Annotated in this window: 17 protein-coding genes; 15 read left to right on the top strand and 2 right to left on the bottom strand. The window is 41.8% G+C overall.

Annotated elements, in window-relative coordinates:
- The first annotated feature begins 23 nt into the window (after positions 1-23).
- A complete protein-coding gene (locus E5354_RS03630; RefSeq protein WP_135946467.1) occupies positions 24-2231 on the top strand; it encodes a glycoside hydrolase family 3 C-terminal domain-containing protein in 2208 nt (735 codons plus the stop codon).
- Between the two features lie 84 nt (positions 2232-2315).
- Here E5354_RS03630 and E5354_RS03625 read toward each other — a convergent pair whose 3' ends face one another.
- On the bottom strand, positions 2316-2987 hold the full coding sequence (locus E5354_RS03625; protein WP_135946466.1) for a hypothetical protein: 672 nt from the start codon (positions 2985-2987) through the stop codon (positions 2316-2318).
- A 403-nt stretch (positions 2988-3390) separates the two neighbouring features.
- Between E5354_RS03625 and E5354_RS03620 the strand changes: the two genes are divergently transcribed.
- The 14 genes from E5354_RS03620 (at position 3391) to E5354_RS03555 (ending at position 18749) form a co-directional block, all read left to right on the top strand.
- Positions 3391-4770, top strand: coding sequence for a UpxY family transcription antiterminator (locus tag E5354_RS03620; RefSeq protein ID WP_135946465.1), 1380 nt, complete (start codon positions 3391-3393; stop codon positions 4768-4770).
- 216 nt (positions 4771-4986) lie between these two features.
- The gene (gene aepX / locus E5354_RS03615; RefSeq protein ID WP_135946464.1) at positions 4987-6288 is read left to right on the top strand and encodes a phosphoenolpyruvate mutase; all 1302 of its coding nucleotides are present in this window, start codon (positions 4987-4989) and stop codon (positions 6286-6288) included.
- Positions 6289-6295: 7 nt separating this feature from the next.
- Positions 6296-7423 (top strand): phosphonopyruvate decarboxylase, encoded by a 1128-nt coding sequence (gene aepY, locus E5354_RS03610; protein ID WP_135946463.1) that lies wholly within the window; start codon positions 6296-6298, stop codon positions 7421-7423.
- 11 nt (positions 7424-7434) lie between these two features.
- The gene (locus E5354_RS03605; RefSeq protein WP_135946462.1) at positions 7435-8556 is read left to right on the top strand and encodes a 2-aminoethylphosphonate aminotransferase; all 1122 of its coding nucleotides are present in this window, start codon (positions 7435-7437) and stop codon (positions 8554-8556) included.
- The gene (locus E5354_RS03600; RefSeq protein WP_135946461.1) at positions 8553-9386 is read left to right on the top strand and encodes a phosphocholine cytidylyltransferase family protein; all 834 of its coding nucleotides are present in this window, start codon (positions 8553-8555) and stop codon (positions 9384-9386) included. The genes E5354_RS03605 and E5354_RS03600 overlap by 4 nt, the downstream gene beginning before the upstream one ends.
- Positions 9387-9393: 7 nt before the next feature.
- Positions 9394-10302 carry an ornithine cyclodeaminase gene (locus tag E5354_RS03595; RefSeq protein WP_135946460.1) on the top strand — a complete coding sequence of 303 codons (909 nt, stop codon included), beginning with the start codon at positions 9394-9396 and terminating at the stop codon, positions 10300-10302.
- Positions 10287-11717, top strand: a complete 1431-nt coding sequence (locus E5354_RS03590) for a lipopolysaccharide biosynthesis protein (protein WP_135946459.1) — start codon at positions 10287-10289, stop codon at positions 11715-11717. Before E5354_RS03595 ends, E5354_RS03590 begins: the two co-directional genes overlap by 16 nt.
- A 26-nt stretch (positions 11718-11743) precedes the next feature.
- Positions 11744-12751 carry a metallophosphoesterase gene (locus E5354_RS03585; RefSeq protein WP_135946458.1) on the top strand — a complete coding sequence of 336 codons (1008 nt, stop codon included), beginning with the start codon at positions 11744-11746 and terminating at the stop codon, positions 12749-12751.
- The gene (locus tag E5354_RS03580; protein ID WP_135946457.1) at positions 12748-13554 is read left to right on the top strand and encodes a phosphorylcholine transferase LicD; all 807 of its coding nucleotides are present in this window, start codon (positions 12748-12750) and stop codon (positions 13552-13554) included. The genes E5354_RS03585 and E5354_RS03580 overlap by 4 nt, the downstream gene beginning before the upstream one ends.
- A gap of 97 nt (positions 13555-13651) precedes the next feature.
- Positions 13652-14953, top strand: a complete 1302-nt coding sequence (locus tag E5354_RS03575) for an O-antigen polymerase (RefSeq protein ID WP_168353816.1) — start codon at positions 13652-13654, stop codon at positions 14951-14953.
- Positions 14954-14994: 41 nt separating this feature from the next.
- Entirely contained in the window at positions 14995-16083 is a 1089-nt protein-coding gene (locus tag E5354_RS03570) for a glycosyltransferase family 4 protein (RefSeq protein WP_168353815.1), read from the top strand.
- Positions 16084-16093: 10 nt separating this feature from the next.
- On the top strand, positions 16094-17206 hold the full coding sequence (locus E5354_RS03565; RefSeq protein WP_135946454.1) for a glycosyltransferase: 1113 nt from the start codon (positions 16094-16096) through the stop codon (positions 17204-17206).
- Positions 17193-17801 carry a DapH/DapD/GlmU-related protein gene (locus E5354_RS03560; RefSeq protein ID WP_210433128.1) on the top strand — a complete coding sequence of 203 codons (609 nt, stop codon included), beginning with the start codon at positions 17193-17195 and terminating at the stop codon, positions 17799-17801. The genes E5354_RS03565 and E5354_RS03560 overlap by 14 nt, the downstream gene beginning before the upstream one ends.
- Before the next feature lie 120 nt (positions 17802-17921).
- Positions 17922-18749, top strand: a complete 828-nt coding sequence (locus E5354_RS03555; RefSeq protein ID WP_135946453.1) for a glycosyltransferase — start codon at positions 17922-17924, stop codon at positions 18747-18749.
- A 417-nt stretch (positions 18750-19166) separates the two neighbouring features.
- On the opposite strand, the gene E5354_RS03550 is transcribed toward E5354_RS03555, so the two are convergent.
- Positions 19167-21584, bottom strand: a complete 2418-nt coding sequence (locus E5354_RS03550; RefSeq protein WP_135946452.1) for a glycoside hydrolase family 2 TIM barrel-domain containing protein — start codon at positions 21582-21584, stop codon at positions 19167-19169.
- Positions 21585-21624 lie beyond the last annotated feature (40 nt).

The following is a 21624-nucleotide window of genomic DNA, read 5'->3' as shown; positions in this document are numbered from 1 at the left end:
TTAACTTATAATACATGTAATACATGAAACTTAAAACGACACTGATGTCGATAGCTATCGGCACATCGATATTGGCTTCAGGCCAACAGCCGGTCTATCTTGACAAGACAAAGCCTATCGAGGAGCGTGTAGAGGACGCTCTATCGCGAATGACACTGGAGGAGAAAGTAAGGCTGTGCCATGCCCAGAGCAAATTTTCAAGCGCAGGAGTTCCTCGCCTCGGCATTCCCGAAATAAGGATGAGCGACGGGCCTCATGGGGTGCGCGCCGAAATCAACTGGAACGACTGGGGATACTCCAACTGGACCAACGACTCCATCACGGCATTTCCGGCACTCACGGCCCTTGCCGCCACTTGGAATCCTGAACTGTCGGCAATCTACGGAAAGAGCATCGGCGAAGAGGCCCGTTATCGCGACAAGAACGTGATGCTCGGCCCCGGCGTTAACATCTATCGCACACCGCTCAACGGCCGCAACTTCGAGTATATGGGCGAGGACCCCTACCTTTCGGGTGAAATGGTAGTCCCCTACATTCAGGAGCTGCAGAAAAACGGCGTGGCTGCATGCGTCAAGCATTTCGCGCTTAACAACCAGGAGCGATGGCGTGGCAGCATAAATGTGGTTCTTTCGGATCGCGCACTCTATGAAATATATCTCCCGGCATTCAAGAAGGCCGTAGTCGACGGCGGCGCCTGGAGCATCATGGGCGCATATAACCAAGTGTGGGACGAGCATTGCTGCCACAATTCACGCCTGCTCAACGACATCCTGCGCGGCGAGTGGGGATTTGACGGCGCGGTAATTACCGACTGGGGCGGTGCCCACAACACAAAGCAGGCGGCTCTCAACGGTCTTGACATCGAAATGGGAACCTGGACCAACGGCCTCACAAGCGAAAGCAAGTCACCCTACTCCGACTACTATCTCGCCAATCCTTACCTCGACATGATGCGTAGCGGCGAGGTGCCCGAATCGACAGTCGACGACAAGGCCCGCAACATTTTGCGGCTCATCTTCCGCACGGCGATGAATCCCGACAAGCCTTTCGGCTCGGCCACATCGCCCGAGCACTACGCTGCAGCCAAAAGCATAGGCGATGAAGCAATCGTGCTCCTTAAAAATAACGGCATCCTGCCGCTCGACCCGGCCAAATACAAGAAGATACTTGTGGTTGGCGAAAACGCCGTTAGATTCCTCAACGAGGGCGGAGGCTCATCAGAGCTAAAGGTCAAGGACATGTTCACGCCTCTCGACGCCATACGCAACACCTACGGCAACGGCGTTACCTACGCCGAAGGCTACCGCTCGGGGCGTGCCATGTATGAACGCGAAGACCGCATAGCGCAAACCACATTGGACTCGTTGCGCAATCAAGCTGTGGCGATGGCCAAAGACGCCGATGCCGTAATATATATAGGTGGACTTAACAAGAATGCTTTTCAGGATTGCGAATCGACCGACCGCCGCGAGTACAACCTCCCGTGGGGACAGGACAAGATAATCGAGGAGCTGGTTGCAGTCAACCCAAATGTGATAGTGGCCAATGTCACCGGCAATGCCTACGCAATGCCCTGGCTTGACAAGGTGCCGGCTGTAATACAAAGCTGGTATCTCGGCACGATGATAGGCCCGTCGATGGCCGATGTGATTTCGGGCAAGACCAATCCGAGCGGCAAGCTTCCGTTCTCATTCCCCAAGCGACTTGAGGACAACGGAGCCCACTCATTCGGAGCTGAATCCTATCCCGGAATCGAGCGCGAAGGCAAAAGTCCCCAGCAGCAATATCTTGAGGACATTCTGGTAGGCTATCGCTGGCACGACACCAAGAAGATTCCGGCCATGTTCCCGTTTGGTCACGGCCTGAGCTACACTACATTTGAATACGGCAAGGCTTCACTTTCATCCAACCTTATGGAGGGCGACAAGAGCATCACCGTCACTGTACCGGTTACCAATATCGGCAAAGTTGCCGGAAAAGAGGTGGTACAGCTCTACATCGCCGACGAAAAGTCGTCGCTTCCGCGTCCGCTCAAGGAGCTGAAGGGATTCAAAAAAGTGGAATTGAACCCTTCGCAAACCAAGGTCGTGAAATTTGAAATAACGCCCGACGACCTGAAATTCTTTGACGACAAGGCTCACGAATGGATTGCCGAACCGGGCAAATTCAAAGTTTACATAGGCTCGTCAAGCACCGACATAAAATCGACATTGCAGTTTTCTTATAAATGATTTGATTTATACAAAACGACAAAGGCTTGCTTCAGCATAGAAGCAAGCCTTTGTTTTTGCTATTTATATCACGACAAGCAACCGTCAATGCCGGTGGAAAGCTCCTCCGCCTTCCTTGGCCACTTTCATGTATACCGGATCATTGTCGCCGGGAGGCGTGTCCTCCTCAAGCGTAACAGTATAATAGACATAATCGTCTATGCCGTGCTCATCACGCCATTTACGCGGTGCAACGCCTGAATCGCGCAGACCGCAGAACCAAATCATAGTGCCTATTTCACTGTCAATTTTAATTCCCGAAGAGTAAGCCAAGATTGGGAATGCCGCGTCATCGTCGGCGGTATAAGTTTCCATAAGGATTTTATTTTTATCGATATCCAATGTGTCGGAAAACATCGGCTGACCGTTAACAGGATATACGCATTCCAGCAACATCTTGCCGTTATCGATCGGCACGGCCATGAAATCAAGCGTTTCCACGCTGTCGGTCAACACGAAATGAATAAACTCCGACATCATCTCCTTTTCGGAAAACTCACCGTTGTGACATGAAATACGCTTAATTTTGCCGCGCTTACCGTTAAAGTCACCCTTCATCGTGGCACTTATGCACTGAACGCCCTTTATCCTGAAGTATTGCTGCATAACCTCAGGCAACGACAGAGCCTTGTTGTCATACTCCATCTTAACCTGCTGAGCATACACATTAGCAACGCCAATCAACACGATTAGAAATGTGATAAAAGTCCTTTTCATACTATAACATTTTTAATAGATATATTTTGCAAAAGTATCAAAATACAGCAACAAACCGTCGGAACTCCATCCATTTAACCAAAATTAACTATGCCCGATACCCTCAATTCAAAAATACGTTATCGTCCATTGACCACATCAACACGCCTAATTTGACAGTACAGTTGTAAAGTTCAATAATATTTTCTATTTTTGCAGTCAAATCCAAAGTCGCCCGTCAAACGACAACGGACACAGCTTCGAAGCTTTTAATTGTGGAGAAGTAATTGAAAATGTTTGGTATGGTCGCGCTATTGCGCAGTGTAATTAGTCCTAAACCTCTGTCAGCTAAACTCATAACGCCGATGGAGGGAATTTTAGCATCGCCCAGGATTATATAGGTTTTAATTTCACCCCCGACTATATGCCCGAAATCGCAGAACAAATTGTCGACCTGTCGCAACTCCTGGCCAAGAGCATCGAGGGAAAGACACCGTCAACGGTAAAATATTATCGGGCATGCATCTCTTCATTCCGTAAATTCCTTGGAAACGACACCATCGATGTGACCGATTTCGACGAGAACGACTTGTCGAGATTTGCCACGTGGCTTGTCGATGAAAAAAAGTCGGCATCAACGATAAAACTCTATCTGATGACGCTGCGCGCCATCTTCAACAACTCGGTCGACGACGGAAACAAGGTGTTTGCCAACGTATCGTCGAAAAACGATGCCGAAACCAACCTCACGACACGTGACGACATCTTAACCGTAGCCAACGCCTCGATGAGTCAATATCCGGCACTCGCACGAGTACGCGACATGTTCATGTTCAGCTTCTACACCTGCGGCACATCGTTTGAGTGCATGAAGCGCATGACACTCAACGACATAACCGACGACTACATAAACATTCCCGACGGGCGTAAGACAATCAGGCTCTCATGCATGGACCGCCTGCTACCCGACAATAAATCCGACAGCAACGCCCCACTCTTCCCCCTTGCCGATACACTTGACTTCGACGAATACGCCTCACGACTGGGCATCGTCAGCCGCAACCTGCAGCTACAGCGTCAGCTCAACCCCGACTCCGCGCTCAACGGCTGGATATCATGCGCAAGAGAGTGCGGCATCGACCTCTCGGTCATTGCCGAATGTGTCAGCAACACCGAAGCCTCGATATTTCAATTCGCCGACCGTCGTGACATGCCCGTTGACCGCGACGACATCGACGCAGCCGTGCGTCAGGTAGCATCATCAGTGTGTGACATCGAAAGCCATTGGTATGCCATGCGCATGTTCTCCCCCGTCGACACCGTACTAAAGCAGATAGAGTCAACCGCAGGAATCGACGTAGAAACCTACTATCCCGTCGAAGAGGTGGTCAAGATGCAAGGCAAGAAACGCATCGTCAAGACACAGCCCGTCATACGCAACATCATATTCCTGCGCGCCACCTCCGAAGAGGTCAAGTCATTAAGCAGCAACCTGTTTGGAACAGCGGCAATATACACATCGTCAAACGGTACATCACGCGAATACGCCATAATCCCCGAAGCCGAAATGATGCGCTTCAAATGGATCATATCACGATGCGCCGAAATGACGATGCTCGACGAAGAACGCCGTTGCCACCTCGCTGAAGGAACGAGAGTGCGCGTGACCGACGGCACATTTGCCGGATACGAAGGCCTCGTAATAAAAGAAGGACGACGCTACAACCTCATCGTCGAGCTGCTCAACCTGCAGTTCATGGTCAAAGCCGAAATCCCCGCCACCTTCCTCACCGTCATCCCCTAACCCCGCCCCACCGCATCAGGCGCCAACCGCCATGCCCGAATCTCTGAAACACAAGACCCTCAAAGGCACCCTGTGGAGCTCTTTGCTCTAATGGGACGCTGCCTATTCGCCATATCACACACAACCTCAACCATATCACCCAAAGGGTTATATAGAATTCTCGACTACTAATCAACGGCAAAGGGCCGGACATAATAAGACTAAAATATATTAGACATGAATAAGAAAGTATATTTAGGCATGGTTGCCGATATAATGCATCCAGGCCTTATAAACATCATCAACGAAGGTGCAAAATATGGCGATGTTATTATCGGCTTGTTCACCGACAAAGCCGTCGCCGAGCATAAACGACTTCCATTCCTCACTTATGAGCAACGTAAACAAGTGGTCGAAAATATAAAGGGTGTCGCAGAGGTCATTCCTCAGGATGAATGGTCGTATATACCAAATCTTCGTAAACTAAAGCCTGATTATATAATCCATGGTGATGACTGGAAAACCGGCATCGACATGGAGCTTCGCGAAGAAGTATTCAAGGTCATGGAGGAACTCGGAGGCAAAGTGATTGAAATTCCCTACACCAAAGGAATCGATTCAACCGGTCTTGTTGAAGAGGAAAAATCACTCGGAACAACACCCGAAGTACGCATGAAGCGTCTTCGCCGCCTTATTGCCGCCAAACCTATTGTCCGCATAATGGAAGCGCATGACGGACTGTGCGGCCTCATAATAGAAAATGCCGAAGTAGATGCCAACGGAAGACACAATACCTTTGACGGCATGTGGTCAAGCTCACTGACCGACTCCACATCAAAAGGCAAACCTGACATCGAGGCCGTAGACCTCACCACTCGCCTTCAGGACTTGAACAACATTCTTGAATGCACGACAAAGCCCATAATATTTGACGGCGACACCGGCGGCAAAATAGAACATTTTGTGTTTACTGTGCGCACACTGGAGCGCCACGGCATATCGGCGATCATAATAGAGGACAAGGTGGGACTTAAGAAAAACTCACTCTTCGGAACCGATGCCATACAGACACAAGATACAATCGAACATTTCTGTCAAAAGATAAGAGCCGGCAAGGAAGCACAGGTAACCAAAGATTTCATGATCATAGCCCGTATCGAAAGTCTTATCGCCGGAAAATCGATTGATGACGCATTAGAACGCGCTCGCGCGTATGTTGCAGCCGGAGCCGACGGCATAATGATTCACAGTAAAAATAAATCTGGCGAAGACATAAAGGAGTTCTGCCTAAGATTCAGAGAGGAACATCCCAAGATTCCAATTGTCGTAGTCCCCACCACCTACAACCACATCTACGAAAAAGAGCTCACCGAATGGGGTGTCAATGTAGTCATATACGCCAACCACATGTTGCGCGCCGCATATCCGGCAATGAAAAAGACGGCAGAAACAATTCTTGAAAATGAGCGTTCGCTTGAGGCTAACGGAATGTGCATGCCGATAAAAGAAATTCTCGAACTTATCCCCGGAACAAAATAGACATATAATGGTATCTGTTGACAAATTATACGACACCCTTAAAGCATCAGGAGTTCGCCTATTCACCGGTGTTCCCGACTCTTTACTAAAAAATCTATGTGCCTATATAACCGATAACTCGGATGCGACACATAACATAATAGCCGCAAACGAAGGTGCAGCTGTAGGAATTGCAGCCGGACATTATCTCGCCACAGGAAAAGTCCCTGTTGTATACATGCAGAACTCAGGAATAGGCAATGCCGTAAATCCGCTCATGTCACTTGTCGACGAGAAAGTGTATTCAATGCCCGTTCTGTTGATAATAGGATGGAGAGGTGAGCCCGGAGTACACGACGAGCCACAGCATGTGAAGCAGGGAGAGGTAACAATACCTCTTCTTGAAGCAATGCAGATTCCCTACATTGTCCTTCCCAATGAAGACACGGAAGCCCTTGCTGCTGTTCAGGCAATTGTAAATGATTGCAAAAAGCTCAGCAAACCCCATGCCATAATAATACGAAAAAATACTTTTGGCAAATATAAGCTTAAGAATCAAGCGATAAACGACTATCCACTTTCCCGAGAGGAAGCATTGACTATTCTTGTAAAGGCTCTCGACATCGATAGCGTCATAGTGTCAACCACAGGAAAACTCTCTCGCGAGCTGTTTGAACTTCGTGAAGCTTTGAGCCAATGCCATAGTAAGGACTTCCTTACAGTAGGCTCAATGGGACATAGTTCATCCATCGCACTTGGCATCGCACTTGAAAAACCCGACAAGAGAATATTCTGCTTCGATGGCGACGGAGCATTCATAATGCACATGGGTGCCATTTCAAACATCGGAGCATTGGCGCCGAAAAACCTTGTGCATGTGGTATTCAACAACGGAGCTCATGAATCGGTCGGCGGCCAGCCAACACTCGGCTTCGGTATCGACATCTGCGCCATTGCAAAAGCATGTGGTTACAAAGAAACCCTGACAGTAACGACTGAGCAGGAAATCAAAGCTCTTTCAGGGAGAATAAACACAATGGACGGACCGGTCTTAATCGAACTTCGCGTAAGAATCGATTCCCGCGACAACCTTGGTCGCCCCACAACGACCCCCATCCAAAACAAAGAGGCTTTCATGACAAATCTCAAAAATTAGGTCTAAAAAAAATGAATATAAAACGAAATATATTACTAAATCCGGGGCCGGCAACAACTACTGATACTGTCAAAATGGCCCAGGTGGTTCCTGACATTTGTCCTAGAGAAAAGGAATTTGCTGATATTATGAAGCAAATTCGGAAAGATCTCGTCAAAATTGCACATGGCGTTGAAAGTAAGCACACTGCGGTGCTATTTTGTGGAAGCGGTACGATAAACATAGACATCTGCCTTAATTCACTACTCCCCGAAGGGAAGAAAATCCTCGTAATCAATAACGGAGCCTATAGTTCACGTGCAGTTGAGGTATGTCAATATTACGGACTTCCTCACATCGACATGAAACTGTCAATTTTCGATATCCCTGATCTCTCATTGGTTGAGAAAGCCCTTAAAGAAAATCCCGATATAGCCCTTGTATATACAACCCATCACGAAACGGGGACCGGCCTTCTAAATCCCATTCGAGAAATTGGAGAGCTCGCACACCGATTCGGAGCTATTTTCGTAGTCGACACAACATCCTCATTAGGTATGATTCCATTTGACATAGTTAAGGACAATGTCGACTTCTGTATGGCATCGGCACAGAAAGGTCTTATGGCCATGAGCGGACTCTCATTTATCATAGGTGACAAGGAGTTTATTGAAAAATCAAAAGATTTCCCCAAGAGGTCATATTACTGTAACCTCTATCTTCAATACAGCTTCTTTGAGAAAACAGGAGAGATGCACTTCACGCCACCTGTACAAGTAGTTTATGCACTAAAACAAGCCATAGCCGAATATTTCAAGGAGGGAGAAGATGCCAAAATTGCTCGCCATGCAAGAGTCAACAGCGCCATACACAAAGGCATTGAACAGTTAGGGCTTGAATATGTCATTGATAAAGAAAAGGAATCCGGGCTGGTGGTTTCTGTTAAATACCCCGATCTTCCACAGTGGGATTTCAACAAGGTACATGATTTTTGCTATGAAAGAGGGTATACCATATATCCGGGCAAGATATCAACTACCGATACATTCCGACTCTGTTCACTCGGAGCAATAGACACTAAAGACATAGAAAATTTCTTTGTAGTATTTAAAGACGCCCTTGATTCCATCGGGATTAAAACTCCATTGAAATGATTGAAACCGCAGTTATAATGGCTGCCGGCAAAGGCACTCGATTCGGCTCAATGACCGAAACAAAGCCCAAAGGATTCATAGAATTCAAAGGAATCCCAATGGTAATTCGTTCAATCGAAAATCTTATTTCTGCAGGAATAAAAAAGATTATCATAGGCACCGGATATCACCGAGAATGGTATGATAACCTCGCCGAAAAATATCCCCAGATACAGACCGTATTCAGCCCCCGCTTTGCAGAAACAAACAGCATGGAAACACTGTCCCGATGCAAGAATGCTATCGGGGATGATGACTTCTTACTGCTCGAATCAGATATAGTTTACGAACAAAAGGCTCTTACTTCTTTATTTGAAGACCCACATCCCGACATAATGCTCGTTACCCCTGTCAACAAATTTCAGGATCAATACTACATCGCCTGTGATGACGAAGGAAATCTCCTAAAATGCTCAACAAACAAGGATACGATTCTAAGTGAAACAGGAAACGAACCAATAGGAGAGCTTGTTGGAATCCACAAGCTGTCAAATGCATTCTACAAAAACATGTTGGCGACATATGAACACCAAATCAAGTGGGAAGAATTTTTCCAGAATAATTCTTATCCTGAAAAAGTAGGATATGAATATATCATCGAAGATGTTGCCACTTGGATGCCATTAGCAGCAGGGATTGCTGATCAATACGGAAATACACCCGAATATCCTTCCGATAAAATATCATCAAGACTTCCACTATATGTCATTATAGAGAACAACCTGCAATGGTATGAGATAGACGACGAAAAAGATCTTGAATTTGCCGAACATAACATTAACATAATATAAACCTTCCATGAAATATATCTCATCTAACGATATAGAAGATTTAAAAATCAATCCCATTACATGCGTAGAATGGGTTAAAGAAGGGTTTCTTATGAAAAACCGAAGTATTTTACCCCCCAAAGTTTCTATACACCCTAAAGGGATTGACTTTTTTAATACAATGCCATGTTTACTTCCAGCTGAATTTCACACTTTTGGTTGTAAAATCGTTTCACGTATTGCAGGAAATCATCCGGCATTAAAGAGTGATTTAATGCTCTTTAACTCTAATACAGGGGAAATGATTTCTGTCATGAATGCCGATTGGATAACGGCAATGAGGACTGGTGCAGTTGCCGCTTTGTCAATCAACACTTTGCGATCGCCCTCAGCAAAAATATATTCATTCATAGGTTTGGGAGTAATAGGACATTCAACTTTGGATTGCCTTTTAGCTACTAATTGTGATAAAAAACTTATTATTCGACTGAAAAAATACAAGGACCACGCAGAAAAAACAGTTGAAAAATATAAAGACTTCAAGAATGTAGAGTTTCAAATAGTAGATGAAATAGATGATTTAGTCAAAGATTCAGATGTAATAGTTTCTTGTATAACTGAGGCAAAAGACATTTTAGTCAATGACACCAAACTTTTTAAACAAGGCGTACTCGTTGTGCCTGTACATACAAGAGGATTCCAAAACTGTGACAGTATATTCGACAAGGTTTTTGCGGATGATGAAGGTCACGTAAAAGGCTTTAGATATTTTAATGAATTTCGCAAATTCGGTGAAATTGGCGATGTGATTTCAGGCAAAATTGAAGGTCGAGAAAGCGACATAGAACGTATTCTCTCTTACAATGTTGGCATTGGTCTTCATGACATCTATTTTGCAAAAAAAATCTCAGATCTCTTACTTTGGACAATACATTAGTACATAAAACTGCAACTGGAGCTATATGGGCTACAATTGACCGATTTGGGAATATGGCGTTGCAGTTTATTGTTAATCTAGTATTAGCTCGTTTACTGATGCCCGATGACTTTGGTGCCATAGGTATGCTAGCCATATTTATAGCCGTGTCACAAGTAATAATCGACGGAGGGTTCGGGAATGCTCTAATCCAGAAAAAAAATCCTAGTCAAACAGACTATTCAACAATATTTTATTGGAACATAGGATTGTCCACCGTTATGTATTCATTGCTATACGCATTTTCTCCCTATATAGCAATATATTTCAAAATGCCAATACTCTCAGATGTCCTAAGAGCCATTGGGCTTATTTTAATAACAACATCCATTATATCCATACAAACCGTAAGACTTAGGAAACAATTGGCATTCAAAACAATAGCCATAACTAATCTTGGGTCATATATTACAGCCAGTGGATTAGCAATCTATTTAGCATACATAGGATGGGGAGTATGGAGCCTTGTACTACTACAAATCACAAGTGGCATTATGTCAATAATACTATATTGGCTTCAAACACGTTGGCATCCCTCTTTAACATTTTCAACTAAAACAATATGTTCACTTTTTTCATTTGGAGGATATCTATTCGCCGCAGGAATATTACAAGAAGTGTGTAAAAATCTACAGGGAATAATCATAGGCAAGAAATTCTCTGCGACTCAGATGGGTTATTATTCACAGGCCTATAAGCTTGACATCGTATGTAGCTATTCTATTCCTCAGGTTATTGTTCAAGTGATGTTTCCGGTATATTCATCAATACAGGATGATAAGCAGAAACTCATCGCAATATTATCTATGAACATTAGAATAATTAGCTTTCTTATATTCCCATTAATGGGATTACTTATATTAATTGCAGAACCTCTAATTAATGCCCTCTATGGGGAAATATGGCTTCCATGCGTACCGTATTTTCAAATCTTGTGTATCGGCGGTCTATTCGCATGCCTACAAAACATCAATTTTTATGCTGTTGCTGCTGTTGGAAGAAGTCGCAATTTATTTCTATGGAGTTTCTATAAATGGGGGTTTTTATTGGCAGCACTCCTCATTGGAATTAATTGGGGAATATACGGCCTTCTATGGGGAATGGTACTTTCTTCGCTCAATATATATCTTATTAATGCATACCTTGCATTTCGGTTTGTTGGCATTTCAATAATACATCAAATAATAAATATTCTAATCAATATTGCATTAACGTTTATTGCATTCACACTTGCATGGACAATTAATTCATACTTTAATCTACATTTCATTATAATATCGATGATATTCACTCTAAGCTATTTAGTACTAGCTTATGGCTTCAAAAATAAAGGTTTATTTGAAAGCATCAATCTAGCAAAACGGTTAATTAAATAAATTAACGCTTTAAGCCATCCACATTTATGATAAAATACAACCTTTATATACCACTATTAATCCTATATATAATTACACTAACTTCATGCAATGATAACGATGACATATACTCTGTATCTATTCAAGATAAAGACCTCAACATCAATCCTAATAATGAATACATTGTAGTTTTAGGAGATGTACAAGAATATACAGCATCTGACAAATGTATGCGTCCATTTATGAATACAATAGAATGGACATTAAGCCAAAGTGTATTCTTGAAAAACATACCTTGTGTCATACAAGTCGGAGATGTGACAAATACCAATTCCGAATCGAGTTGGTACCGATACAGCAAAGCAATGGCGAATCTGTCACAAAATGGCATTCCAATATTCACATGCACCGGCAATCACGACTATCTATGGGATCATGAAAATAAGATATTCGACAGAGGAAATACTTTAATCAATAAATATTGCAATCCATTAATGCCCAATTGCAATATCGTGTCATATTTTGAACCCAATAATATCGAAAATATAATTCTAAAATTACCTTTAAGGTCTTTTAATATATATTTAATGATTCTTGAATTCGCCCCCCGACATGAAGTTTTAAAATGGGCCCAAAATTGGATAATTGACCATCCTGATGAGCAGTTCATATTATTGACACATGAATTTTTAGATGTAAATAATGGGAACATAATATATAGCAACAGCTACGCTCAATGGCATTTTGAGACTACCAATTCAACATGGTCAGATCCGAAAACAGTTTCTGATGTATTATTGCGTGATTTTGATAATTGCATAGCAGTTATATGTGGCCACAACGGGTTCGTAACTTTTAATGATTATGAACTCAAGTCACCCATTATCATGTTCAATCTTCAATACCAAATAAATGGCGGAGATTCCTTGGCACTTCTATTAGAATTGAATCCTATTGAAAAATCGATCACTCCATCAATATATCACACTAATAAGCGTGAATTTGTTAATAACACCCCTCTATCCGGGAAGAAAATATACTTGACAAAACTATGATTAGCTCCGAACAACAGGCCGAACTTCGTGCAAAATATAATCCTGATGGCTCAAATCTTCGCAGAATGCAATTACACATACTTGAAATGCTCAAGTACATAGACAAAGTATGTCGCGAAAACAACATTAAATATTGGCTATCTGCAGGGTCATGTCTTGGAGCCGTACGCCACGGAGGATTCATTCCCTGGGATGATGATGTAGACATTGAAATGGAGCGAAAGGATTATATTAAGTTTTATAAAATCTTGAATTCTGAACAAAACGATCGATATATATTACATTCTTATTTTAATGATAAAGAATACCTATACCCATTTGATAAACTTCGAGATAAAAATTCTTATGTAAAAGAATCATATTTCATAGATGATTGGATAAAATTTCACGGTTGCTTTATTGACATCTTTACAATTGAACCTTCCAACTCAAAGTATATGCATATACTATCATCTAAAATATGGTGGCACACCCTAACTGTATTTGCAAAAATAAAGAATGAATCATTACGTAGAAAATTCATTTTCGGAGGTCATTTATTAAATAGGCGAATATTATATCCGTTATTTGCAATGCTAAGTAAATTTAATTCTAATGGCGTTTTCAGACATTCATATGGATCTCCATTCCCCAAACCTCGTTTCGTTAAAGATTTTAAGGAAACGACTTTGGCAAAATTTGAAGACGGAGAATTCCCAATCCCAAAGGGCTATGACCATTATTTAAAATCCATTTATGGTGACTACACCAAAATTCCTTCAAATATAGAATCTAACTCCCATTTTGAAAAAATCATTTTATAAAAATTAAATTAAGCCAAATACAATTAGGATGCCTAAATTGTATAAATATAACGCCTTAAGGAGCATTTTCATTTTTTTTAATGCTTTCATTTTTGTAATGGCAATATACGCCATAATGATAGCATCACCTGGGAAATATAAATCTGACGCAGTTTACTTATCAAATGCCGCAATCATAATATATTCGCTTTTACATATATTATCCAACGAAAATAAAGCCTATTCAGCAAAAAAGATTTTCTATCTATTCATATTCTTTTTCATGGGTATTGCCCCATTAATGCAGTTCAAAATGGGGACAGAAACCGTAGGTGGTTATAAGATATCAGAGGACACATATATAATAACAAATTTGATTACATTGCTCATGTTATTTATCTATGATTTAACATACAATTATTCCTATAAACATATAAATAAACCCATATTGACTTTAGACAAAACCCCGGTTTCTGTAAAAAAAATAAAAAAGTGGAGAGCCATATTATTGGGGATAAGTATAGTAAGTGTTGCATATACAATTTTCTATTTTAGGAATAATCTATATTTACTAATTTTTAGAGGGTTATCTGATATCGTTGGCGATGATGTATCCCAAAAATCAGGCAATTTTACGGGTCCCCTATTTGATTGTATAATTAGACCTCTTTCAGTCGTATGCTGCATTAATTATTGGGCTATTGGGAAAAGTAAAACTTACAAATTTTATTTTTTTATTCTAATGTTGATTAGTTGTTTTCCCATATCTCTGGCACGATTGAGAACAGCTGCCTATTATATGCCTTTATTAATCCTCGCATTTCCTAAAATTAGATACAACAACAGATTCATATTTCTATTTCTAATAGGATTTTTAGTCATATTCCCTTTATTAAATAATTTCAGGACTTGGTCTAACGGTTCATTTGAATTTTCCAATCTTGATTTTAACATGTTCTGTAATATGAACTACGATTCTTATCAATCTTTTGCGTTTGTTGTTCAAAATGGAATTGTAACCTATGGACGACAGTTACTTGTTGTACTGTTTTTTTGGATTCCACGAAGCATTTGGCCTGATAAGCCATATATGTCGGGAAGATGGGTGGCCCATGAACATGACTTATGGTTTGACCAAATTTCTATGAACTATTTTGGCGAAGGCTTCATAAATGGAGGTATATTAGGAGTTATAGTATTTACTATCTTCTTAGCATTTATCACTGCAAAATTCGATAAATCATATTGGATTTTCTATAAAGGTTCTCCGAACAATCTATTTGCACCATTCTTTCTACTTTTCATTGGAATGTATTTCTTTTTTATGAGAGGTGACTTAATGTACGGAACCCAATATACAATCTGTCTATTGGGAACAAACTTTTTAATTTATAAAATTTCTCGACACTATTTAAAATGAAAATTGTTTATTGCCTTGCCGGAACCTTCAATTCAGGAGGGATGGAGCGAATTGTAATTAGTAAAGCCAACTGGTTGGCCGATCATTATTACGATGTAACAATAATTACAACTGATCAAAAAGGGCGAAACAATTTTTTTAAAATAAACAATAAGATTAGATGTATTGACATAGGAATTAACTATTGTGATAATAACAGCTCAAATATTATAACTAAATTCTGTTCACGAAAAGCCAAGATCAAGCAACATAAAAAACGGTTGATTGAAGTCCTAAATAAGGAGCAACCAGATATCACCATATCCACATTTGGCAACGAAATTGAATTTCTTAACAATTTAAATGTCGGAGGTAAAAAAATTGTAGAAATACACTTTTCAAAACTATTCCGTATACAAAATGACAAACAAGGCCTATATGCTATTGCGAATAAGATCCTTACATTCCGCGATAAAATAAAAATACAAAAATATGACGCATTTATTTGCCTAACTGAACAGGATAAAAATTTGTGGGGTAATATTCCGAACATTCATGTAATTCCAAATTTTATCGAATTTCAATCTCCAAAACGCGCTAAATTAACTGAAAAGAAGGCTATTGCAGTAGGAAGGCTATCATATCAGAAAGGATATGACCGTATGATAGAAGCATGGAATATTGTACACAATAAATTTCCTGACTGGGAACTTCATATATACGGAAATGGAGAACTTAATTATAAAATTCGCGATTCAATAAAAGAATCTGCATTAGATAAATGTTGCTTTATTCATGACCCCATTAATAGCATAGAAAATAAAATGCTTGAGAGTTCTATGCTTTTATTAACATCGCATTATGAAGGGCTTCCTATGGTTTTATTAGAAGCGATGGGATGTGGGTTACCAATAATATCATTTGATTGCAAATGCGGCCCATCCGACATAATAGAGAATGACATTAATGGCAAGTTAGTCCCTAATGATAATATTACATTATTTGCGGAAGCCGTAATTGAGCTGATTTGCGACAATACAAAACGGGATAATATTAGCAAAAATGCATACATCAAAAGTTCAAACTATTTACAAGATAAAATAATGAATCAATGGACTGAGTTATTTAACGATCTGTTGAAAAACTCATAATTCATATAGTATGAAGCGTACAATCATTATATCAGGAATTAATCTTAGATCAGGCGGCCCATTGACTATCCTTCGTGATTGTCTACAATTTCTAAGCAATAGCGAAATTTGTAAATCTTACAAAATAATTGCTCTTGTACATAATAGGGAATTAGTGGAATACCCTAACATTGAATATATTGAATTTCCCAAAAGCATCAATCACTGGGTTAACAGGCTTTATTATGAATATTTTTACTTCAAGAAATTATCAAAGAAATTAAATCCATACTTATGGTTTTCCCTTCATGACATTTCTCCAAATGTTTCTGCCGATCGCCAAGTTGTATACATGCATAATCCGTCAATCGTAAACAAAATTAGATTTCAAGATATTAAATACGATAAGACATATATTCTTTTTGCTTTATTCTATAAATATCTATATCGTATCAATATAAAACACAATAAATATTGCATTGTACAACAGAATTGGTTCAAAGAAGAGTGTTGCAAACGGTTTTCAATACCAAAATCGAATGTTATAGTAGCAAGTCCCAATATTGAAATTGGACAAAAATATAAGCCCACAGATCTTAAATTAAATAAATGCAGGAATTTTTTCTTTCCTTCATTACCAAGACCTTTTAAAAACTTTGAAACAGTTTGTGAAGCAGCAAAGATTCTATATTATGACGGAATTAAAGATATTGAGGTAACATTGACTATAAATTCTGATTTAAATTCCTATTCAAGCTCATTAGTGAAAAAATACAGCAACATCCCATCAATAAAGTTTGTTGGACTGATTCCCCACAATTTGATGCCTAAATATTATGAGGATGCTGATTGTTTAATATTTCCTTCAAGACTTGAAACATGGGGATTACCAATTTCAGAATTTATCCCATTTAACAAACCTATGATAATTGCTGATTTGCCGTATGCGCATGAAACATCCCAAGGCGCAAATTTGGTAACATATTTCAATGTCAATGCTCCAAAAGAATTAGCTCAAAAGATGAAAAAAGCGTATTATGGTGATTTTTCTGATTTTACATCCAATCCATTGCAAAAATTGGAGCATCCTTATGCAAAAAATTACACTGAGCTATTTCGGATATTAATCAATGATGATAAATAAAATCTCAAATAGATATACATTCTGGGACAAGATAAATCTTGTATATCTTTTTGTGTTGACAAAAATAAAGTATCCAGGTCAACGCATAATTCGCCGGCCATTTACAATAAGAGGAGGCAAAATGATTGATTGGGGAAAGAAACTGACAACAGGAGTCGGTTGCCGTATTGAAGCCTTTATTGCAGATGAAAACAGTAATTCAAAAATCCACTTTGGCGACAGAATTCAGCTCAATGATTATGTTCACATCTCCTCTGTGAAATCTATCACGATAGGAGATGATGTTTTAATAGCTTCACATGTATACATTTCCGATAACAGCCATGGTAGCTATAAAGGGGATAAAAACGACACTTCTCCATTAATAATACCGACAAAACGTCCTTATTATACAGCACCTGTGAAAATAGGTAATCGGGTGTGGATTGGCGAAGGGGTAATTATTATGCCAGGGGTAACAATTGGCAATGGATCTATAATAGGTGCACATTCAATAATAAACAAAGATATTCCGGGAAATACAATTGCCGTAGGCAGCCCCGCTAAGGTAATAAAACATTGGAACGAAATTACCCAAAAATGGGAAAAATCTTGAGCATTTTTGCTTCCGTACTAACAATTAAATAATTCAAATATAATCTGAATCTAGTGATAAAATATCATTTATAGATTCATCATGCAATAATAAATTGACAATCTTTAGTGAATTGTATTTATGATAACAGCATCAATAGTGGCTTTCCATACCAAACATGATGAGTTGAGTCGACTTTTGGAGTGTGCTTTGACTGGGTATATTGATCGATTGTTCATTATCGATAACTCCTCAAATGATGAATTGAGGGATTTTGTTAAGGACAACGATATGGTGAATTACATTCACAGCCTTAATTTGGGATATGGTTCGGGGCATAATGTGGCTATCAGAAAATCCATAGAGATGGGGTCTGACTACCATGTTGTACTCAATCCCGACATCTATTGGAACGACAATGTAATTGAAAGATTGTGTGAGTTTATGGATGCCAACTCTGATTGTGGACTTGTAATGCCAAAGATCGTATATCCATCAGGTGAAACCCAACATTTGTGTAAATTGTTGCCATCGCCAATGGATTTAATCGGGCGTCGCTTTATACCGATTAAAAGCTATCAAAAGAAACATGATTATCAGTATGAGCTTCATTGGACCGGTTATGACAGCATAATGGAAGTGCCCTCTTTATCGGGATGCTTCATGTTTATGCGCTGTTCTGTTTTGAAACATATAGGAGGATTTGATGAGCGTTACTTCATGTATGCAGAAGATCTTGACCTTTGCAGGCGCATAGGCGAGGTGTCGCGTACAATGTTCTACCCAAATGTCGTAGTGGTACATGAGTATGAAAAAGGCTCCTATAAGAGTGGTAAATTATTGAAATATCATGTAGCTTCTATAGTCAAGTATTTTAATAAATGGGGATGGATTTTTGACCGTAAGCGCATTGAGAAAAATCGCAGTTGCATCGAGCAACTTAAGCGAGTACATAGAGGAGATTTATGATTGCATAAAACACTCTCTATGAACATAAATAATTAACGGAGTCATCCTATCCTTATTAAAAATAATCGTAAACAAAGACAAAATACTCCAATAAGTAACAACATCGGATACATCATTCTAATATCGCATCTATATCTTGAAAAACAAGTCCCTTTTTTATCTCATTGAGCTATATAATTTTTATGCATAACGGCTTTTCGGGAAAGATTGGCTTGGCTGGGTTGGAGCCATGGTAGCATCGGAAGCGATTTAGTCATACATTATACATTCAAGATACGTTCAAGGCCCGGCAACTTAGCAATAGTTGTCGGGCCTTGAATTATATATGTTAGGTTGCCTTATGTCTTGATTGTATTTCCTTGATTTATATATCACCTAAAGCGGGCAAGCGAGCGGGGCGGGGGCGGGAGCAGAGGGTCACTTGGTGGTGAGGAGGGTTTTGGTGGGCTTGAGGCTGGGGGAAGAGGCGGTCAAGGTCACTTTTCCGGGCGCGAGGGTCGAGCGGAGTATCACGGTAGCGGTGCCGTTATAGAGTCGGCGGGTGTCACTCGTTGTCAGTTCCTCGCTCGTTATGTCGCCGTTAATCATGCCCACAATCTCGGCAGGGCCGTCAACCGTAAACTTAACCTGTGCATCGGCGCCGTGTACGCGCCGGCCTTTGCTGTCCACAGCCTCCACGCGTATGTGCTGGAGGTCGCTGCCGTCGGCCTTCCAGTCGCCATTATCGGGAACCGCATTAAGCCTTTTTGCCTCTCCGGCAGTTTCAATGCGGTGACGGGCCACGGGCTTTGAGTCGCCCGATCGATAGGCCACAGCCTCCACATATCCCGGCTTATAAGGTATGCTGTCCCACAATATGCGGTTGCGCACCTTTGAATCCGTGCGGTCGTTCATGCGTCGTCCCATGCTCCGTCCGTTGACAATCAGCTCCACCTCATCGGCATTGGTGTAGGTGTAAAGCGACACCTTGCATCCCGGCAATCGGTTCCAATGGTCTGACATGCGCTTTGAGCCCACCTTCACATCATTCCACACCGTGTTATAGTCGCTGTCGATTATGCCGATGTGCACCACCGGCTCGTCGGGCTTGAAGAAACTCCGCAGGAAATACGCTATGGGCTTAGGCTCCAGCGAGATGTCAAACACGCCCTCGTTCCATCCCTTGGCAGGCCATCCGTGCGATTCACCCAGATAATCTATCATTCCCCAGTAAGCAAGACCTATTACGCGGTCAAGATCCATGTCAAAGTAGTTTGGCCCCATGTTGGATGTATTGGCCTCACTCTGGTAAAACATCATCCAGGGGAAGCGACGGCTGTCGCCCGGGAAATACATGTAGCGGTAATTGTAAGCGGCGATGTCGGTTTCCAGTGCCAACGGAGCCGGAAGCGAGTCGGTCGACTGATTGCGGCCTCGAGGGTGCATGGCCACTGTCACGGGACGGGTTTTGTCATATCGATGCAAGAGCTCACGCTGCATTTTATAGGGTGTCACACCCCAGTCGGCATAAGGAATGTCCCACAGGGTCTGCAATTCATTGCCAAGACTCCACATTATCACCGACGGATGGTTGCGGTCGCGCTTTATGAACTCGGGCACATCATGGGGCCACTGTTCAACCCAGTCCTTGCGTCCGCCAGCATACTGAGTGAGCCATTTGTCATACAATTCGTCAACCACAAGTATTCCGTAACGGTCACACAGGTCAAGAAACGATGAGCTATAGGGATTGTGGGATGTGCGCACATGGTTGAATCCGAAATCTTTCAGCAGTTCAATGCGCTTCTCCATTGCACGTTCATAGGCCGCAGCACCAAGTGCCCCGAGGGTGTGGTGATTGGCTATTCCCTTAAGCAGCACCTTCTTGCCGTTAAGCTTAAATCCAAACTCCGGCGAATACTCGATTGAGCGTATTCCGAAAGTCGATTCGACACGGTCGGCCAACTTTCCGTCGCTGTCATAAACCGATGCTACCGCCTTGTACAGCGCAGGATTTTCACAGCTCCACAACTCAGGCGATGCTATCGTAAGACTGTCGAGCAGATACTCCTTCACTCGCTGACGGCTGTTGACATCAAGAGCAATCACTTTGTCGCTTATTGTGTCGCCCGATGGATTTACGATGTTCAGTCGCGCTTTCATCGTCTTGTCACCGGCGATATTATTGGCAATCTCACCTTCCACCCTTACAACCGCCATGGCATCGCTCACCATGGGAGTTGTTATGTAGAGCGGATGCCGTGTAAAGTATCGGTCGGCGTCGGTTATTATCAATTTCACATCGCGAAACAGGCCTCCGCCCGTGTACCATCGTGAATTTTCGGGCTGTCCCGTATCGGCTCTTACGGCAATCACGTTAGGTTCGCCCCATTTCAACAAGTCGGTTATATCCACCTCCGTGCCGAGATAACCGTAATCGGTCCCGCCGACACGCTCTCCGTTAAGATATATGTCGCCCGTAAGCATAATTCCCTCGAAGTCAAGCAAAACGCGGCGGCCTTTCCACTCATTCCGAGGCACTATACTCTTTCTGTACCATCCCTTGCCCACCTCCTTGAATCCTCGTGCGCTCAGTCGGCTCTTTATGTTGGCCACAGGATTGTCAAGGTCGGGCATCTCGTCGGGCGACGGTTCAACCCACGGCTGCGATATCTGAAAATCATGAGGCACGTTGATCACTTCCCAATCGCCATCATCGGCATCGGGCGCTTGCCACATTTTAGAATCCCCGCGGTGAAACCGCCAGTCACGATTCAAGTCTATGACCTCGCGGGCGTTGAGCATTAAGGATGTCACTATAAGCATCAAAGCAATAGCTGCACGTTCTTTCGTCATGGATAAATGGATTATTTGATCAGTTTTCAATTTTTTCACG

The sequence above is a fragment of the Muribaculum sp. NM65_B17 genome (genome assembly GCF_004793735.1).
Classification (GTDB): domain Bacteria; phylum Bacteroidota; class Bacteroidia; order Bacteroidales; family Muribaculaceae; genus Muribaculum; species Muribaculum gordoncarteri.
This window is presented reverse-complemented; position numbering and strand designations above follow the sequence as displayed.

Coding starts and splice junctions, on each gene's coding strand:
- E5354_RS03630 (WP_135946467.1), top strand. CDS start 24: ATGAAACTTAAAACGACACTGATGTCGATAGCTATCGGCACATCGATA.
- E5354_RS03625 (WP_135946466.1), bottom strand. CDS start 2,987: ATGAAAAGGACTTTTATCACATTTCTAATCGTGTTGATTGGCGTTGCT.
- E5354_RS03620 (WP_135946465.1), top strand. CDS start 3,391: ATGCCCGAAATCGCAGAACAAATTGTCGACCTGTCGCAACTCCTGGCC.
- aepX (WP_135946464.1), top strand. CDS start 4,987: ATGAATAAGAAAGTATATTTAGGCATGGTTGCCGATATAATGCATCCA.
- aepY (WP_135946463.1), top strand. CDS start 6,296: ATGGTATCTGTTGACAAATTATACGACACCCTTAAAGCATCAGGAGTT.
- E5354_RS03605 (WP_135946462.1), top strand. CDS start 7,435: ATGAATATAAAACGAAATATATTACTAAATCCGGGGCCGGCAACAACT.
- E5354_RS03600 (WP_135946461.1), top strand. CDS start 8,553: ATGATTGAAACCGCAGTTATAATGGCTGCCGGCAAAGGCACTCGATTC.
- E5354_RS03595 (WP_135946460.1), top strand. CDS start 9,394: ATGAAATATATCTCATCTAACGATATAGAAGATTTAAAAATCAATCCC.
- E5354_RS03585 (WP_135946458.1), top strand. CDS start 11,744: ATGATAAAATACAACCTTTATATACCACTATTAATCCTATATATAATT.
- E5354_RS03580 (WP_135946457.1), top strand. CDS start 12,748: ATGATTAGCTCCGAACAACAGGCCGAACTTCGTGCAAAATATAATCCT.
- E5354_RS03575 (WP_168353816.1), top strand. CDS start 13,652: ATGGCAATATACGCCATAATGATAGCATCACCTGGGAAATATAAATCT.
- E5354_RS03570 (WP_168353815.1), top strand. CDS start 14,995: ATGGAGCGAATTGTAATTAGTAAAGCCAACTGGTTGGCCGATCATTAT.
- E5354_RS03565 (WP_135946454.1), top strand. CDS start 16,094: ATGAAGCGTACAATCATTATATCAGGAATTAATCTTAGATCAGGCGGC.
- E5354_RS03560 (WP_210433128.1), top strand. CDS start 17,193: ATGATGATAAATAAAATCTCAAATAGATATACATTCTGGGACAAGATA.
- E5354_RS03555 (WP_135946453.1), top strand. CDS start 17,922: ATGATAACAGCATCAATAGTGGCTTTCCATACCAAACATGATGAGTTG.
- E5354_RS03550 (WP_135946452.1), bottom strand. CDS start 21,584: ATGACGAAAGAACGTGCAGCTATTGCTTTGATGCTTATAGTGACATCC.